Here is a 17255-nt window from a genome sequence, read left to right as displayed (position 1 = left end):
TCCTTAAAAATCAATCTTCCTGCAATCTTTCCACCAAAGCCATAATTGCTTCAACAGAATTAAAATTTTCAGGAACGATGTCTTCTGCACCTATCTCAATTTCATAAGCTTCGCACAGTTCGCCAACCAAAGATACAATATCAAAGGAATCCAACTCACCGCTGTCCACCAATTCCTTATTTCCCTCAAAATCAACATCCGGTCTTAATTCAGCTAAAATTTTCATTAATGTTTCCATCTCTGCATTATCCTCTCTTATGTGGTTTTTATCATTACGGGTGCTACTCTGCCATCAGGCAAAAACCCCAATCTATCATACATTCTTAAAGCGGAAAGGTTGTCCATTCTTACCCATAGGAAAAATTTCTTAGAAATATCCTTCTGCACAAAAAGCCAATCTCTCACAAGCCCCTGGCCAATGCCTAACCCTCTTGTACCGGTCTTCACCGCAATGTGCCAGAGCATGCTGCCCTGTTTGATCTCTCCAAAATGTAAAAATCCAAGTAGCTTTTGATTTTTCACTGAAACCAATACTTTCTGATTCATAATATCTTCAAGCAGTGCTTCCTTTGTGGGCAATGCAGAAGAGAATGGTTCAAAACTATCAAGCATCAGCTGAAAAATCTCCTCTAGCAAATCTTCCGTTGCAAAAGTTATTTTTCTTTCTTCCTTCAACACGTTGTTAGACGCTAAATACATACGCTTACGTATAAGATACTCCTGAAAACCCACTTTTTCCCAGTCTTTTACAGATGGAACCCGCTCCTTTTTTGCCAAAAGTACTTCTTCCAGTATAATCGGTTCAGCAAAAGCAGGCAATACCTCAGGACAATTTTCCTTATCCAAAAAATAATATAGGCGACTAAATCTTTCCTCTTTTAGAAAAATATAAGCACTTTCCCCAAAGTCAAAACGACTGAACTTTTCTTTTTGAACCAACAAAAGCACCTCATCCTCTGAAAAGAAGAAATTTGTTTTCTGTTTCTTTGAGAGTCTCTTGGCTATTTCCTGCCAAAAAGCCAAGCCATCAACCATTTTTTCTATCATAATACTCCTTTAGGCGAAGCCTGTCTATTTTCCCGTTTAAAGTATGGGGCATTTCTTCTAGCAATAGCATCACATTGGGAAACATGTACTTAGGCACCTTATCCCGTAATTTTTTTAAGATATAGCTTTGTGTAGCTTCTCTTCCGCAATAAAATAATACGATTTTTTGATTTTCATTATCATATATGCATGCACCATTTTCCACTAAATCAATGGAATTCACCGCTGCTTCAATTTCTCCCAGCTCAATACGGTGTCCCATATGCTTGATTTGATGGTCTTTTCTCGCCAAAAAAACAATTTCGCCATATTCATTGTATTTTGCCACATCTCCGGTTTTATAAATCTTTTCCGGATAATATGGGTTTAGGGGATTCTGTATGAAAGCCTCATCCGTCTTTTCGGCATTGTTATAATAACCCGGAGCAAGACACCTTCCACGGATACAAAGCTCTCCCGCTTCCCCCTCCTTCGCCAAGCGGTCTCCGTTTAGAATAAAGATATCTGTATTTCTACAAGGGTATCCTATAGGCAATGGCTGGTCATCAGCAAACTCCCGATCTACAATATAATAGGTGCAATCAACCGTTGCCTCAGTAGGTCCATAGATATTGGCAAAAACTGCATTGGGATATTTTTCCCTCCACATATTATACTGCTTTGTAGGCATAATTTCACCGCAAAAAGCAATTTTTCTCAAACATTGTGGAGAGGTTTTCGCCAGAGTCCCCGTATTTGCCACAATGCAAAAAGCTGAAGGAACCCAATCTATATAATTAATTTTCTTCTCCTCTATATACTCCATCAGCTTGATGGGAAAAGAAAATAGCTGCTTCGGAATAATTTCCATGGTTGCCCCTGTTTTTAAAACAGCATAAATATCTTTCACAGAAGAATCAAAATAAAATGGTGCCTGATTTCCAATGATTTCTTTTTCGGTAATATCAAAGGTCTCCGTATACCATTCTGTTAGGTTGACAACGGAATGATGGGTAATAATTACGCCTTTTGGTACACCTGTTGAGCCGGAGGTAAATAAAGCATAAAGGGAGTCAGCATCTATGGCAGATTTTCGAATCATTCCCAATGCTTCTTCCGCTACCTCAGTCGTGGCTATTTCTTCAAGCACCACCGTCTCCCCTGTATATTCCAAATAATCCGCCGCCTTTTTGCTTTTTTCATCAATCAAAAGCACCTGGGGCTGGAGCGTTTGAAAAATGGATAAAATGCGTTCCTTAGGCATTGTGGAATCAATGGGGGCATAAAAATTACCACTGAAAACACAGCCCAAAAAGGCAGCCACTGACTTTGGTGTTTTTTCCATCATAACTGCCACCGGTGCATTCCTTTTTCCATACTTTAATAAAAAAGATCCAATTCTTTTGCTCAGAACCAATAGTTCCTGAAAGGTAAGGGCTTCTTCTTTACCCACAAAGGCCATTTTTTCAGGAAATCTTCTGGCTGTTGCTTCTAAATATTCTAAAATATTGCGTATCATATTTTCTCCTCTTTTCGTTACAGTTTTTTCCTCAGTAACTAATAGGAATAACTCGATTTTGAGTATAGCATTTTGATAATAACTCGTCAAGGCAAGGGAGAAAACCTGTAACTTCTTTTCCAAGTTTTAGAAGAATAAAACATTGAATCATAGCCAATTTTATTATACTTTTCTTCCATTCCTAATAAAACACACGTACTCTATTCAAGATAACAATGAAGCTTGCCTAATCGATGCAATCTTTATTAATTCAGTTTCTTCCCATTTCACCTCAGTTTTAAACAGCGCTTCTTTCCGATAAAAGTCTATAACACCAATGTGCGATGAACATACATATAAAAATCATGGACAAATTTTTACTTTTAAGAAATATTTAAAATATTTTCTATAAAATTAGATGAATTTTTAGCATTTTATTATCAATAAGGGGTTTATTCCTTCTGTTGCTTGCACAATCCCCTTTTTTCTGCTATGATTTAAAAAAATGTAAAAATTTATATTTTCCTTAAAAAGGAGCTGGACCTATCATGTCAATTGAAAAAGTTCGGGCATACTTACAAAAAATGAACTGCCCTAAAGAAATTTTGGTATTTGAAACTTCCAGTGCTACCGTTGATTTAGCGGCTCAGGCAGCTGGAGTAATCCCCGCACGTATATCCAAAACCCTTTGTTTAATGTCAAAAGATGGCCCCATCGTCATTGCTGTAGCAGGCGATGCCAAAATTGATAATAGAAAATTTAAGGATAACTTTGGATTAAAGGCCAAAATGTTATCACCCGAAGAAACCTTAGAAGCCACCGGACATGCTGTAGGCGGCGTTTGCCCTTTTGCTCTTCCCGAAGGCACTAAGGCCTATGCAGATATTTCGATGAAAAGATTTGAAACAGTTTTTCCCGCCGCAGGTAGTAGTAACTCCGCAATTGAATTTACCTGTGATGAATTATTTCATTTCGGAAAATGTGTGGACTGGGTTGATATCTGCAAGGGTTGGGAAGAAGAATAGAGGTGTATTCATGAAAATTTCAACCAAAGGACGTTACGGAATACGTTTAATGCTCTCTTTGGCAATCAATTTCGAAAAAGGAACACTTTCTTTGAAAACCATTGCAAAAGAGCAAGATATTTCCGAAAAATATCTGGAGCAAATAATCAATCCATTAACTAAGGCGGACTTAGTAAAAAGCTTTCGAGGTGCGCAAGGGGGATATACCCTTTCAAGAAACCCCAAAGATATTTCAGTAGGTGAAATATTACAGGTTTTAGAAGGCTCTCTTTCTCCTGTGGCTTGCGTAGATTCCCCTACCTGCCCCAATTCGGATAACTGTGTTTCCCTTTCTTTATGGAGACGTATGAAAGATGCCTTAGACGAAGTGGTGGATAACACAACTTTGGATAGCATGGCACAGGAATATCTAGAAAAAGAAGCCGGAAAGCGGAAAAGTCACTTATAGGCACACACTTAACAAATCAGCCATTAGGTCTGAATATCTAGTTTTGACAACCACGAAAGTGGTTGTCATTTTTTATTCTTATTTTTAAAAGCACCTTCAGAAGTGTTGTTTTTATTAAAATGACGCAAAAGAAGCGCAGCATAGTTACCCTAAGTCTGACTTATCCAGGCATTTTGTTTCATTAGTAAAGGATTTGGTAAAGCCTAAGGTAACCAATAAGTTTCCTTCTACTTTAACAATAAAAGTTCTAGTATTTTTTGACTCAAAGAGCAAATTGGTTGGACAGCTCTTAGTTCTTTCCTCAAACAAAAAGTGCGGCTTAATTGCCGCACTCAATACTTATGGAAGTAAAAACGTCCAAAATGTCTTGAACTTTTAAATTACTCTTTTCTTCCTCCATCATATCCATAACCATACCGCCCTTATCCATCATAATCAGACGATTTCCAAACTCAACGGCGTACCGTAGGTTATGAGTAACCATCATGGCAGTTAGCTTTTTTTCTTTTACAACTTTCGCCGTTAAATCCATAATAATTTCTGCAGTCTTTGGATCTAACGCGGCTGTGTGTTCATCCAAAATTAAAAACTCAATAGGAGTCAATGTGGACATAATCAGAGCGGCGGCCTGTCGCTGTCCGCCGGAAAGAGCACCAACCTTTACATCCATCTTATTCTCCAAACCAAGTCCCAATATGGAAAGCTGTTCTTTATAAAAATTCTCTCTGGATTTATTGATTCCAAAAGAGAGCCCAAATGTTTTCCCTTTATTATCGGCCAACGACATGTTCTCTAGCATGGTTAAGTTGGGGCAAGTGCCCATAGAAGGATTCTGATACACACGACCAATCGAACGATAGCGTTGAAAGTCCTTCATTTTCGCAATGTCTTTTCCTCCAACTAATACTTCGCCACCCTCAATGGGGATGCTACCACAAATAATATTCAGCATAGAAGTTTTTCCACTGCCATTGCTTCCCACAATAGAAACAAATTGCCCATCACTAACCGTAAGATTAAACTTATCAAACAAGCACATTTCTGTAACTTGACCGGGATTATAAATTTTCGTAATATTTTTCAACTCAAGCATGTTCTGCACCGCCTTTCTTTCTGTCTCCTAAAACCAGAATAACTAAGAACAGCACAGCCATAGCCAATTTCAAAAGGTTTGCAGGAAGGCCTAAGCTAATGGCAACCTGAATGCAAATTTTGTAGAAAATACTTCCCGTCAAAACTGCTGTAGTTCCCTTCACAAAACCGTAACGACGAAACAAGGTAGTACCAATGATAACTGTTGCCAAACCAAATACTACCTGGCCCGTTCCCATCGTGCTGGAAAATGATCGTTGTTCTTGGCAAACCACACTACCACAAAGGGCAACCAACGCATTTGCAATTACCAGTCCTAAAATTTTTGTTGTACCTTTATCCTTTGCTAATGTAGTGACCAAAGTACTGTTATCTCCCACTGCCCGCAAAAGCAATCCACTTTTAGTCTTTAAATATAGATCCAAAAGAAGTTTTACAAGCAAAGCTAAAACCAAAGAGACAATAAATTTGCGCATCATTAAAGGCATGGAACCCAGCATTGCCATGATAGGACTTGCATTGAAAATCGTATCAATATCTCGACCAATTGCAAGATTTGAACCTGCAATTTGTAAATTGATGGAGAATAACGCTGTCATTGTTATGATCCCCGCCAACAAATCTCTAACACCCAATCTAACATGGATATATCCTGTAATAAAGCCTGCTATTGCTCCAATTGCCGCAGAGATTAAAAGTGCTAAGAACGGATTGACTCCATTGACCAAAAGAACCCCTGTGATAGCTGCTCCCAGAGGGAAGCTGCCATCCACAGTTAAGTCAGGAAAATCCAATATTTTATAGGTAATAAATACACCATAGGATAACAACGCATAGATAAAACCCTGTGTCAGTGTACTAATCAGCAAATCAACAAAAACCATTTTCAAAACCTCTTTCTATCACCTTGACCCATCAGGCTAACGGGTTAGTTTGCAGCTTCAATTGCTTTTTGGGCAATGTCAGCGGGGATTTCCATGCCCATATCTGTCAAAGCCTTGGAGTTAATATAAGTATCAAAGCTTGTGATTGTTTCGTAAGGCAAATCCTCTGCAGTTGCTTCACCTTTTAAAATCTTTGCCGCCATTGCTCCTGTTTGCTTTCCTAATAAAACATAATCAATTCCAGCAGAAGCCACACAACCGATTTTTACCTGCTCAATTTCACTACCATAAACAGGTATGCCTGCTTCGTTTGTTTTTTCTAAAATAGAAGGCAATACACCTACTACATTATTATCTGTCAAATTTGAAATACAATCCACACCTTTAGCGATCATATTGTCAGCAGCCTGTAAAACCTCTGCCTGCTGGGTAACACCAATAGTTTCAACGGTAAACCCATAAGAAGGGCCTTTTTCCTGATACTCTTCAATTGCAGATACGGAGTTTGGCTCACTTGTTGTATAAAGAATACCAATTGTTTTTGCCTCAGGCTGAAGTGCACGAATCAATTCAAGCTGCGCCTCAATAGGAAGTTTATCACTTGTTCCTGTAATGTTACCTTTGTCTAATTTCGCTTTCACAGGATCTGTAATTGCAGTAAAAATAACAGGAATATTTTTATCTTCCGCCGCTGCAAAGCAAGCAGTCGCCGAAGGTGTGGCGATTGCACACATCAAAGCAACATTGTTGGCTGAAAAATTCTGAGCAATTTGTGTTGTTATATTATCGTCGAAGCCAGCATTCTGATAGTCAACAGTAAAATCTTTGCCTTCTACCAAACCGCTTTCCGCAAGACCTTGCAAGAATCCTTCTCTACAGTTATCCAAAGATGCGTGCTGACCATACTGAGAAATACCGATTACAGGAACATTTCCACTTGCACTATCTTTCCCGGGTTGAGAACTACTGTTGCTTCCGCAACCAGAAAGTGCCACTAACCCCATTACCGTTGCCATTGTAAATGCTAAAAATTTTTTCATACTCATACACTCCCTCTTCATGTCTAAAATTCAATCTAATCTCATCTAATCTAAACTATGTAACCTTCAAGGCAGGCATTTTTTCTAATAAAAAAAAGTCTTATCCCATATAATATGGGACAAGACTTAGAAAATCCTGCGATACCACCCAAATTGACGAAAAATCGTCCACTCGCTCACTGTACAAAAATACAGCCCATCTGGATAACGGGTACGGTTCCCGTCGGGTACTACTTGCCGAAGCTTTCGCCCGCCCTCATAAGTCCATTCACCTAGCATCCTACTGCTGCAATCTCACCACCTGCAACTCTCTAAAAGCGGATAAAAAGGTTACTCCTCTTAATCATCGGTTTTATTTTAGATACTGTAATTATAGCACGCAACCTGTAAAAGTCAATAGCCTTTTCATTTTTTTCAAAGGGAGCACTGCAAAAAATTAGTTGCAGATTTATTAGACGAGTATGAATCAGATTCGTTTGCATATCACTCACTAGCGCAGGTCATCATTTTTATAAGGATAAAAAAGCTCCTCTTTCCATGTTGTTTCAAGCATAAAAAAACCACCGAACGCTTTATTATATTCTAAAGTTCGGTGGTCTGATTTATTTCATTTTTTATTAAATGAGAAAAACATAAGAAAAATCTTATTAATATTTATATTCGTCATCATCACTTACTATACTTTCGTCCGCCATGCCTTCTTCATATGGTGTATCCTCATCTGCAAATTCTAAGTCTTCATCATTCTCTATGTTCATCACATCAGAAAAGTGATCCGATCTAGTTTCTGTTGATTCTAGCAAGAATTTGGATAACAGTTCATTTAACAACTGAGCCTGGGCGGACAATTCTTCGCTCGCAGCCGCCTCTTCCTCTGCCGTTGCACTATTAGTTTGTACAACTGCGGAAATTTGCTCAACACCAAGATTAACCTGATTAATGGAATTTGCTTGCTCGTTGCTTGCGTCAGAAATATACTGAATAATTTCAGAAGATTGCTCAGCACCTTGCACAATTTCTTGTAGTGAATTTGCAGTTACATCAACAATTTTTGTCCCTTTTTCAATTGCACGCAACGCATTTTCAATCAACGCAGAAGTGTTTTTCGCACTTTCCGCAGACTTGCTTGCAAGATTTCTTACTTCATCGGCAACGACTGCAAATCCTCTCCCTGCATTGCCTGCTCTGGCTGCCTCTACCGCAGCATTCAGTGCCAGTATATTTGTTTGGAATGCAATATCGTCAATGTTTTTAATAATTTTGCCAATTTCATTAGAAGCACGACTGATTTCATCCATGGCTTCCACCATTTGCTTCATTTGTTCCTGCCCGCGTAAAGTCGCATTGGAAGATTTCTGTGCAATATCCTTTGCTTTTGTGGCGTTATCAGCTGTTTTCACAATCTGTGTAGAAATATCATTAATGGTTGCTGAAAGCTCTTCAATAGAGCTTGCTTGCTCTGTGGCTCCTTGAGAAAGAGCCTGGGCTCCGCTGGAAACTTGATCTGAGCCTGAAGCTACCTGCTGTGCCGCCAAATTGATTTGAGATAATGTCTCGCTCATCATTTCCGTGGTAGAGATTAAAGCTTGCTTAATTGCAGCAAACTCGCCGTCATAGTCTTGCTTAAATTCAAGCTTGAAATTTCCGGTTCCTATTTGATTTAGTAAATCGGCAATTTCATTTATGTAAGCCATATAACCTTTTAGACGTACCACAGTTTTATTAAAAGACTCTGTTAATATTGCCGTTTCATCATTGCTCTTTACATCCAGTTCGATGTCAAGATCACCAGCTGCTATTTTATTTGAGGCTACCGCCAATTTACGTAAAGGCAATACAATCCGTTTTGAGGAGATATAAATTACTGCACAAAGTATCAATAAAACAATACTTAAAATGGAATACATTAGCGCCTTCATCTGAACATAAGGCCTATCTACCTCTTCTTTAGAAATAGCCGAAACCACCTTCCAACCGGTATTTCCTACTGAAGAATTAAAGCCAATAAGCTCTTCACCATCATACTGATATTCCGTAACATCGGTGGAAACCGTTTTCATAAAATTTTTCTGAGTATCATCAGTGTCAAGCTCATCCACGTTTTTCATTACAAGCTCAGGATTGGGATGGTATAAAATTATATTATTTTCTGTAAGGAAACAATAGTATCCATGATCGCCCAATCGCAGGCTGCTTAATATTGACTTTAGCTGAGAAAGCAAAATATCTATACCAACAGCACCAATCATTTCACCATTATCATAAACGGGAATTGTAACAGATACCACCAATTCACCTGTGCTTGAATCTACATAAGGATCCGATAATGATAGCCCTTTCTTTTGCAGCATTTTAATGAACCACGGACGCTGTGTGATCACCCATTTTTCATCAGACACATAATTATCCGAGCCGATACACTGGCTGGTATCAATATCTCCCAACCAAACCGAGAGAATATTCATTGAATCAACTCCGGCGATTTTCTTTAATTCATTTAGTACCGCTGGGTAATCTGGTAAATCAGACATCTTCGTTCCATCTTTCGCCTCCAGCATAAAATTTTTAAACATTGTACTGTTGGATGCTGTTTTGGTTATGGATTGATATGTTGATAAATATTGACTAACCTGCCATGAAGCGCCAATGGAGCTTTCCTTTACAACCTGATCTGTCTGTTCTCTAATACTACTTTTCAACCTCGAAGAAACAGCAAAAATAAGAATCAAAAATAAAATCAGTGAAGGAATAAGTGTTGTAATAATCATTTTTCTTGCAATACTTTTTGTAAAAAATTTCATATCATTACCTCTTTCTCTGTTTTTCTGTCTTTTCTGATTTCCTGCCTTACCAACGGTACCAAATAATATGAAGTATTTGGATTCGTCTCGTGGGATACCATAAAATTATTTTATCGGAAGTATCTTTATTTGTGTAGGTCTCTAGAGGTCCATAGCCCTACACAAATACAAACTGTTTAACGAAAAATAGGAGAAATTTTTGCTGTTCTAAAATGAAAATATTAAACTTAACTTATTCTAAAAATGTTTACTCCCCCTCCTTCATCTAAAATGCTCCTATATAGATACAATTTTCGTGTAAACAGCAACAGCAAAGCTGTAAAATTCTGAGCATTTGCTCAAAATATTGTTTAATTGCTCTCGTTCTTTCTAAGTAAATTGAAGATTATTGCAAACCCTTCTTTTTAAAGCATAGAATTATTAAGTTATAAACTTATTAAAGCAAACCAAATAGTTTTGTAATGTCCTATGAACTTGTATGTGTACCAAAACACTAAAAAGGTATACTCCTAAACTATCACAATTGCATTCATTATTCAATTCAATTGAGGACAAAATCGACATTTTTTGCCATTTTGTGGGTATTTCCCAATAAAGAGACATTATTTTTATTAATAAAGCATGGTTATTTATAACTTATATTTAAACAAAAAAAACGTAATAAGCATTTCGTATGAATAATTAATTTTATAAAGTAAATTTATATTGATAATTATATTTTTCCAAACTAAACACTAAGATTTATTAAATTATTTTACAAATTTTGTTTTATAAACCCTAATAAAATATGCAAAATTATTAAAAACGTAAGAATCAAATTACATTTCGACCACCATTTTTGTAATTATTACACAAACAGAAAAAAGAGACTGCAAAAGGCAGTCTCTTTTTCGTTTGCCGCTTCTGTTATTTTGGAGTTATTACAACAATTTTTCTTAAACTCTTAACGGTTCCCATTTATCATTTGTTTGAATAAAAGCGGCGAGTCAGACTTATTAATTTAGGATAAACTTATCCTAATGTAAAATATCTTCCTCTTAAAACCTAGATTAAAGATGGACCTTTACCTCAAAATCACGCTGTCGTTATAAAACCTCAATGTCACTGTCTCCATTATAAAAGAGCAGTAGCTTTAAAATTTTGCTTACTACCTTACACAATAACGATTTCATTTATTAGGAATATGAATTGCTCTTTTTTCTGCCGCCAAAGCAGCTTCACGCACTGCCTCCGTTACCGTAGGATGGGCATGAATAGTATTGATAACCTCTTCTAATGTTGCCTCCAATCCTATGGCCAAAGCTCCTTCACCAATCATATCTGTTGCTCTTGGACCAAGGATATGAACACCCAAAATTTCGTTGAATTTCTTGCCATACAGTATTTTTATTGCACCTACGCCGCCGTTTGCAATCAAAGCCTTACCATTGGCAAACAAAGGGAAATTTCCAACGCCGTAGTCGATGCCCTTCTCCTTTGCGCTTTCTTCTGTGAGGCCAACGCCTGCAAATTCAGGCACAGTGTAAACACAAGAAGGATTGGTTTTACTATCAAATCCCGCCTTATGGCCCAAAGCATTTTCCGCCGCCAACTCCCCTTGGGCAGAAGCAATGTGAGCAAGCATAATCTGCCCAAGACAATCGCCAATGGCATATACATCCTTCACGCTGGTTTCCATAAGTTCATTCACCTGAATTTTACCTCTATCGTGGCGTATCCCTGCTTTGTCCAATTGTAAAGCCCCAGTATCCGTCCTTCTACCAACGGCAACTAAAACCTTTTCTGCCAAAAAGGCCTTTTTCGTACCTTTTAAGTCAACTTGAACCTCCGCTTTATCACCGGATTTTCCAACAGAAAGAACCTTTGCTTCTGTCAAAATTTCAATGCCTTTCTTCTCCATCAATCCACGCAGCATAGCAGTCAGTTCACCGTCCATCATTGGCAAAAGCTTAGGCAATGCCTCAACAATTGTCACTTTTGTGCCAAAAGCGTTGTAAGCCGTTGCCAATTCCATGCCAATTACCCCACCACCGATTACTAAAAGACTTTCGGGAGGATTCTCTAAGGAAAGGGCCGCCGTGGAATCAATGCACGCAGGATTTCCCTCTACACCAGGAATAGGAGGAATGGCCGGTACTGAGCCTGCAGCAATAATAATTTTATCTCCGGTTATGGTTTCTGTCTTTCCATCTTTCTTTTTTACAGAAAGGGTTTTTGCACCTGTAAAGGATGCCTCACCTTCCATTACCTTCACTTTGTTCGCTTTCAATAAACCTGTTACCCCGCCAACCAGTTGATTGACAACAGCACCTTTTTTCGCTAAAACCTGCTTCCAGTCATAGCCTTCTGATTTTACTTTAATGCCATATTCAGCGGCATGGTTCATTTCCTCCATGATTTCTGCCGCATGCAACAACGCCTTCGTAGGGATGCACCCAACATTTAAGCAGGTTCCGCCCAATCTGTTTTTCTCTATCAACGTAACGTCAGCACCCAATTGCGCACCGCGAATTGCCGCTACATAACCACCAGGGCCGCCACCAATTACGATTAAACTTATATTTTTCGCCATAATGAATAATCGGGTGACTCCATTTTTCAAACAGAGTCACACCGTTTCCTCCTTTATTTTATACAAAGATTAATTCAGGGTTTTCCAAAAGCTCTTTCATGTCTCCCAAAACTTCCCCTGCTTCTCTGCCATCAAAAACTCTGTGGTCAAAGGTCAGCATCATATGCATCATTGTTCTAGGGCAGAATTCACCTTTATACTCAACAAATTTCTTCTTAGCAGTTCCGAAGCCTAAAATTCCCACCTGAGGAGGAGAAATAACAGGAGTGCCAAAGTCAATATGGAACATACCAACGTTGGTAACCGTAAAAGTTGCCCCCGATTGTTCTCCTCCCACCAGTGTGTCATCTTTTGCTCTTAAAGCAAGATCACGCAGAGCCTTACTCATTTCAAGCAAGGAATACTGATCTGCATTCTTTAGTACGGGAACTACCAGACCTTCGGCAAGGCCTACGGCCATACCCAAATTTACATAAGGATAGGAACTTATTGTTTCACCATCGAAAGTGGAGTTCAGCATAGGATGTTTTTTCAGCATTTTAACTGTTGCCAGCATCAACATATCGTTTACAGAAATTTTGCAGCCCAAAACGTCTGCCTTATCCACATATTTTTGGCGCATTGCCAATAGATCTGTTACGTCAATTTCTGCAAATACAGTCAAAGGTGCCATGGTTTCAAAGCACTTTCTCATATTTTTTGCAATGGATTTTCTGCGTCCGCTTAGAATTGTTTTTACAACCTCACCTATTGGCTGTAATGCCTTAACTTCAGGTGCAGAAACAGGTGCAGCCTTAGCTGCTTCCAAATATGCGTATACGTCTTTTGCAATAATTCTTCCATTGGGGCCTGTGCCGCCAAGCAAAGCCAAATTCAAACCTGTACTCTTAGCAATATTTCTTGCCAAGCCTGTTGCTCTAATATGGCCGTCCTTCGCCACAGCAGTTCCTCCTTGAGGTGCAGTAGTGGCCATTGATAACGCAACGGATTTATGGCAAACCTCACATTCATTGGCACACATAGCCTGACTGGCAGGAGCAGAACCATTGCGCAAAGCATCATAGGCTTCTTTTGTAGGAGCAATAAATGCTACAGTATGACCAACCTTTACGGTTTCCCCTGTTTTTGCTACTCTATGCAAAATGCCATCTGCGGTCGCCTCGCATTCCATTGTGGTTTTCTCATTTTCAAAATCGAAAATTGCCTGTCCTTTTTTAACCGTTTCGCCTTCAGCAATCTTCCATTCTCCAACAACACCTTCAATCATGGTTAAGCCAGCCTTAGGCATTACCACCTCTGCCGCATTCACTTCTACAGACCCAGGTGCCGACGAAACAACTGTTTGAGGAGAAGCACCACCATTTTTCATGCTTTCATATTCATCTTTGCTTGCGGCAATCAATGCAACTGCCACGCCAACCTTTACTACATCCCCTGCATTTGCAACAATATGCAAAATGCCATCTTCGTTTGCTTCGCATTCCATTGTGGTTTTCTCATTTTCAAATTCCATTACCACATCGCCTTTTTTTACTGCTGCACCCTCTTCCACTTTCCAAGCGGAAATTGTGCCTTCAATCATTGTTAACCCAGCCTTGGGCATTACTAATTCAACGCTCATATATTTTTACCCATAACCCCCTTGGGGTTACAGTTCCCTCCTATTCTTTGGATTTTTCTGCATCCCAATGAAACAGCGCCACTTAAAATCAAAATAGTCTCTTTACTGTTTCTACAATCTTGTCTGCATTTGGAATACAAACCAGCTCCAGCGCTACATCATAAGGCAAAGGAACATCTAACGCCGCAACTCTCAAAACAGGGCCATCTAATTCATCATACATCTCTTCTTGCATCATTGCTGCAATTTCCGCACCAATACCGCCTGTTTTGTTGCCTTCTTCCACAACAATTGCTCGGTGCGTCTTCTCTATGGATTTGCGAATCGTTTCCTTATCCAAGGGCACAATGGTTCTTGGATCTAAAACCTCTGCATGAATGCCTTCTGCCGCTAATTTTTCCGCAGCTTCTAACGCTTTTTTCACCATTAAACCAATGGCAACAATGGTAACGTCACTACCTTCTCGTTTAATATCCGCAACACCAATGGGGATTGTATATTCTTCATCAGGGATATCTTCCTTCACCTGATATAACTGCTTATGCTCAAAGAATAAAACAGGATTGTCCGAGCGGATTGCACTCTTCAGAAGACCCTTTGCATCTGTCGCTGTAGAAGGACTGATAATGATTAAACCGGGAGTATGCATAAATAAGCTTTCCACACAGTTGGAATGCTCCGCACCTGCGCCAAAGGCAGAACCAGCTGCTGCACGGATAACCATGGGAATTTTATACTGATCACCATGCATAAATCTCCACTTCGCAACGCAGTGATAAATCTCACTGAATGCTACCAACAAAAAGTCAGAGTACATCAATTCGATACAAGGTCTTAAACCAACCAAAGCTGCACCGGCACCAACACCTATAATAGATGTTTCAGAAATCGGTGTATTTTTCACTCTATCTTCGCCGAAAATTTCGTATAATCCTCTGGTAATACCGAAAATACCACCGTGTTGAGCAACATCCTCGCCAAACACAATAACGTTTTCGTCCTTTTCCATTTCTTCTCTTAAGGCATCCGAGATTGCCTGTCCATAAGTTACATGCATATGTGAAACCTCCTTAGATTTTATCCATCAAATTATGCTAAAATATTTTTGAAAAGGTCCTCTGCTGTTGCTTTAGGAGATGCCTCCGCAAAATGCACCGCAGCGTCCAGTTCAGCATCAATGCCGCCATACATGGATTTGATTTCATCCTCTGTAATAACATTGTTTTCCAGCATATAGTTTTCCATTTTTTTCACGCAGTTTCTCTTTTTCTGCCACTTTTCTGTAATAGCAGGGTCACGATATTTGCATTGATCTCCCTCAAAGTGACCTCTCCAACGATAGGTCTTTGATTCCAAAAGAGCAGGGCCATTGCCGGCACGCACATACTCGGACAACTCTTTCGCCGCCTCGTATACCGCTAGAACATCAGAACCATCCACTACCTTCGCAGGAATTCCATACGCAGGTGCACGGTCAGCACCGGGATTTTCTACAGCAGTGGATTCATAAATACAAGTTGAAATTGCCCACTGATTATTATCCAGAATAAAAAGAACAGGTAATTTCCATGCCGATGCCCAGTTCATCGCTTCATGAACAGGTCCACGGTTTGATGTACCATCGCCATAATAGCAGTAAACAATATTATCCTTGCCTTCCATCTTGAGTTTGTAAGCAGCACCAACAGCAAAAGCCATGTCGCAGCCCAAAGTGCCACTCATACCCAAAACGCCTTTGCTGAAATCAGCAATGTGGTTTACGCCGCCGCCGCCACGGGAATTTCCATCCTGTCTGCCTAAAATTTCTGCATATATATTGTTAAAAGACACACCCAAAACATGAGAAATGCTAACCACTCGATGGGCAAACTTAAAATAATCTCCTTCTTTTCTTGTAAAAAGTGATCCAACGTGAGTTGCTTCCTGCCCAACACCACTATGGATGTGACCGGGCACTCTACCCTCTTTATATATTGCCACCAATTTTTCTTCAGATAATCTCGTGTACAGTAAGTTTTTGTACAAATCTGTTAAGAATTCCTTTGAATAAGCCATATTTAGACCTCCTGTTAGTTTGTAAATGAATTTCTAATGATGTATAATTATAGAAGCAAATATCATGCCAAGTTTTATAATGTGGTTTTTTATGGCATATCCATGTGACAAAACCCTTTCAGACAGGGGAAATGTGTTCTAAAAAATAAAAAATAGCTTTTTCATGTTTGCAAGTTTATTTCAGTATTTAACAAAATAAGTGTAGTAAAAACTCAACACATGTTGAGTTTTTACTACACTTATACTTGAACTTGTTTTACTTGTATTATAAATTTGTACTATTTATATTGTTTTAACATAGAAACAAGGAATGATTTTTATGTACTTTTTTATAACACATAAAAATGTGTAGCAAATACACTACATTTTGTTCATAATTAATTCAAATTTTAATGAACGAACACTATACAATACAAAACGCTCCTTTCTTTGACTTCAACATAAAATTCCTTATTTTATTGTATACCTTCGCATTTTGTCATAAAGAATGCTTCTGTCTATATCTAGCAGTTCTGCCGCCTTTTTCTTATTTCCTTTTGTTTGCTTCAAAGCACGTAAGATTGCTAACTTTTCTGCCTCTTCCCTTGCGGCGCGAAGGGTAAAAGTATCTTCCTGCTTCATTTCAGATATATTCATTTTCAAGCGCAAACGCTCAAAATCCTCTACCGATAACTCCCCGGAATTTGCATAATTAAATGCTCTTTCAATCATATTTTCCAACTCTCGGATATTCCCAGGCCATTGATAGCTTTCCAAAAGATGCAACGCTTTTTGGTCGACACCCAAAATATGGGAGCCCAGCTCCTCATTCAGTTTTTCTATAAAATGATTCACCAAAAGCGAGATATCTCCTTTTCTTTGTCGCAAAGGCGGTATCCTTAGTTCAACTACATTGATTCGATAATAGAGGTCATCGCGAAATTTCCCCTCCTTCACCATTTCCCCTAAATCCTGATTTGTGGTAAAAACAAATCGAACATCAATTTCTTTGTTCTTGCCGCCAATCACCTGGATTTCCTTTTCTTGAACCACCCGCAAGAGCTTTGCCTGCAATTGAAAAGGCATAGAATTAATTTCATCCAAAAGCAGCGTACCTCCATCTGCTTGTTCAATTTTTCCTTTTTTCCCGCCCTTCATTGCCCCGGTAAATGCTCCTTCTGCATAGCCAAAAAGCTCCGACTCCAACAGCGTTT

Annotated in this window: 14 protein-coding genes and 1 other annotated feature; of the genes, 2 read left to right on the top strand and 12 right to left on the bottom strand. The window is 38.9% G+C overall.

The window, feature by feature from the left end; all coding sequences use genetic code 11:
* Positions 1-10 precede the first annotated feature (10 nt).
* Genes RTK36_RS12315 through RTK36_RS12305 form a run of 3 tightly spaced genes read right to left on the bottom strand, consistent with a single transcriptional unit; the run spans position 11 to position 2545 of the window.
* Positions 11-238: an acyl carrier protein gene (locus tag RTK36_RS12315; RefSeq protein ID WP_312047548.1), complete on the bottom strand. Its 228-nt coding sequence runs from the start codon at positions 236-238 to the stop codon at positions 11-13.
* A gap of 17 nt (positions 239-255) precedes the next feature.
* Positions 256-1047 (bottom strand): GNAT family N-acetyltransferase, encoded by a 792-nt coding sequence (locus RTK36_RS12310; RefSeq protein ID WP_312047547.1) that lies wholly within the window; start codon positions 1045-1047, stop codon positions 256-258.
* Positions 1028-2545, bottom strand: a complete 1518-nt coding sequence (locus tag RTK36_RS12305) for an amino acid adenylation domain-containing protein (protein WP_312047546.1) — start codon at positions 2543-2545, stop codon at positions 1028-1030. The genes RTK36_RS12310 and RTK36_RS12305 overlap by 20 nt, the downstream gene beginning before the upstream one ends.
* A 527-nt stretch (positions 2546-3072) precedes the next feature.
* Between RTK36_RS12305 and RTK36_RS12300 the strand changes: the two genes are divergently transcribed.
* Positions 3073-3549: a YbaK/EbsC family protein gene (locus RTK36_RS12300; RefSeq protein ID WP_312047545.1), complete on the top strand. Its 477-nt coding sequence runs from the start codon at positions 3073-3075 to the stop codon at positions 3547-3549.
* A gap of 10 nt (positions 3550-3559) precedes the next feature.
* Complete coding sequence (locus RTK36_RS12295; RefSeq protein ID WP_312047544.1) at positions 3560-3997, top strand: RrF2 family transcriptional regulator; 438 nt, start codon at positions 3560-3562, stop codon at positions 3995-3997.
* 319 nt (positions 3998-4316) lie between these two features.
* Here RTK36_RS12295 and RTK36_RS12290 read toward each other — a convergent pair whose 3' ends face one another.
* From RTK36_RS12290 to RTK36_RS12250, 9 genes are all read right to left on the bottom strand, one after another.
* Positions 4317-5090 (bottom strand): ABC transporter ATP-binding protein, encoded by a 774-nt coding sequence (locus RTK36_RS12290; RefSeq protein WP_312047543.1) that lies wholly within the window; start codon positions 5088-5090, stop codon positions 4317-4319.
* Complete coding sequence (locus tag RTK36_RS12285; RefSeq protein ID WP_312047542.1) at positions 5083-5973, bottom strand: ABC transporter permease; 891 nt, start codon at positions 5971-5973, stop codon at positions 5083-5085. The genes RTK36_RS12290 and RTK36_RS12285 overlap by 8 nt, the downstream gene beginning before the upstream one ends.
* Positions 5974-6017: 44 nt before the next feature.
* Positions 6018-7013 (bottom strand): ABC transporter substrate-binding protein, encoded by a 996-nt coding sequence (locus RTK36_RS12280; protein WP_312047541.1) that lies wholly within the window; start codon positions 7011-7013, stop codon positions 6018-6020.
* Between the two features lie 112 nt (positions 7014-7125).
* Positions 7126-7369 (bottom strand) — a binding site (T-box leader).
* A 291-nt stretch (positions 7370-7660) separates the two neighbouring features.
* The gene (locus RTK36_RS12275) at positions 7661-9814 is read right to left on the bottom strand and encodes a methyl-accepting chemotaxis protein (protein ID WP_312047540.1); all 2154 of its coding nucleotides are present in this window, start codon (positions 9812-9814) and stop codon (positions 7661-7663) included.
* 1168 nt (positions 9815-10982) lie between these two features.
* Entirely contained in the window at positions 10983-12416 is a 1434-nt protein-coding gene (lpdA, locus tag RTK36_RS12270) for a dihydrolipoyl dehydrogenase (RefSeq protein WP_331655041.1), read from the bottom strand.
* Between the two features lie 28 nt (positions 12417-12444).
* Positions 12445-14007 carry a 2-oxo acid dehydrogenase subunit E2 gene (locus RTK36_RS12265; RefSeq protein WP_312047539.1) on the bottom strand — a complete coding sequence of 521 codons (1563 nt, stop codon included), beginning with the start codon at positions 14005-14007 and terminating at the stop codon, positions 12445-12447.
* An 88-nt stretch (positions 14008-14095) separates the two neighbouring features.
* Positions 14096-15064 (bottom strand): alpha-ketoacid dehydrogenase subunit beta, encoded by a 969-nt coding sequence (locus tag RTK36_RS12260; RefSeq protein WP_312047538.1) that lies wholly within the window; start codon positions 15062-15064, stop codon positions 14096-14098.
* 32 nt (positions 15065-15096) lie between these two features.
* Positions 15097-16062: a thiamine pyrophosphate-dependent dehydrogenase E1 component subunit alpha gene (locus tag RTK36_RS12255; protein ID WP_312047537.1), complete on the bottom strand. Its 966-nt coding sequence runs from the start codon at positions 16060-16062 to the stop codon at positions 15097-15099.
* Between the two features lie 450 nt (positions 16063-16512).
* Positions 16513-17255: sigma 54-interacting transcriptional regulator (locus tag RTK36_RS12250; RefSeq protein ID WP_312047536.1), on the bottom strand; the 743-nt coding region annotated here is incomplete at its 5' end.

Source organism: Anaerotignum sp. (assembly GCF_031981185.1).
Lineage (GTDB): Bacteria > Bacillota > Clostridia > Lachnospirales > Anaerotignaceae > Chakrabartyella.
Note: the sequence above shows the minus strand (reverse complement) of the source record. Positions and strands in the feature narration are given on the sequence as shown.

Excerpts from the sequence above, each read along its gene's own strand:
- RTK36_RS12260 (WP_312047538.1), bottom strand. The coding sequence starts at position 15,064 with ATGCATGTAACTTATGGACAGGCAATCTCGGATGCCTTAAGAGAAGAA.
- RTK36_RS12255 (WP_312047537.1), bottom strand. The coding sequence starts at position 16,062 with ATGGCTTATTCAAAGGAATTCTTAACAGATTTGTACAAAAACTTACTG.
- RTK36_RS12295 (WP_312047544.1), top strand. The coding sequence starts at position 3,560 with ATGAAAATTTCAACCAAAGGACGTTACGGAATACGTTTAATGCTCTCT.
- RTK36_RS12315 (WP_312047548.1), bottom strand. The coding sequence starts at position 238 with ATGGAAACATTAATGAAAATTTTAGCTGAATTAAGACCGGATGTTGAT.
- RTK36_RS12290 (WP_312047543.1), bottom strand. The coding sequence starts at position 5,090 with ATGCTTGAGTTGAAAAATATTACGAAAATTTATAATCCCGGTCAAGTT.
- RTK36_RS12305 (WP_312047546.1), bottom strand. The coding sequence starts at position 2,545 with ATGATACGCAATATTTTAGAATATTTAGAAGCAACAGCCAGAAGATTT.
- RTK36_RS12285 (WP_312047542.1), bottom strand. The coding sequence starts at position 5,973 with ATGGTTTTTGTTGATTTGCTGATTAGTACACTGACACAGGGTTTTATC.
- RTK36_RS12300 (WP_312047545.1), top strand. The coding sequence starts at position 3,073 with ATGTCAATTGAAAAAGTTCGGGCATACTTACAAAAAATGAACTGCCCT.
- RTK36_RS12265 (WP_312047539.1), bottom strand. The coding sequence starts at position 14,007 with ATGAGCGTTGAATTAGTAATGCCCAAGGCTGGGTTAACAATGATTGAA.
- RTK36_RS12310 (WP_312047547.1), bottom strand. The coding sequence starts at position 1,047 with ATGATAGAAAAAATGGTTGATGGCTTGGCTTTTTGGCAGGAAATAGCC.
- RTK36_RS12275 (WP_312047540.1), bottom strand. The coding sequence starts at position 9,814 with ATGAAATTTTTTACAAAAAGTATTGCAAGAAAAATGATTATTACAACA.
- RTK36_RS12280 (WP_312047541.1), bottom strand. The coding sequence starts at position 7,013 with ATGAAAAAATTTTTAGCATTTACAATGGCAACGGTAATGGGGTTAGTG.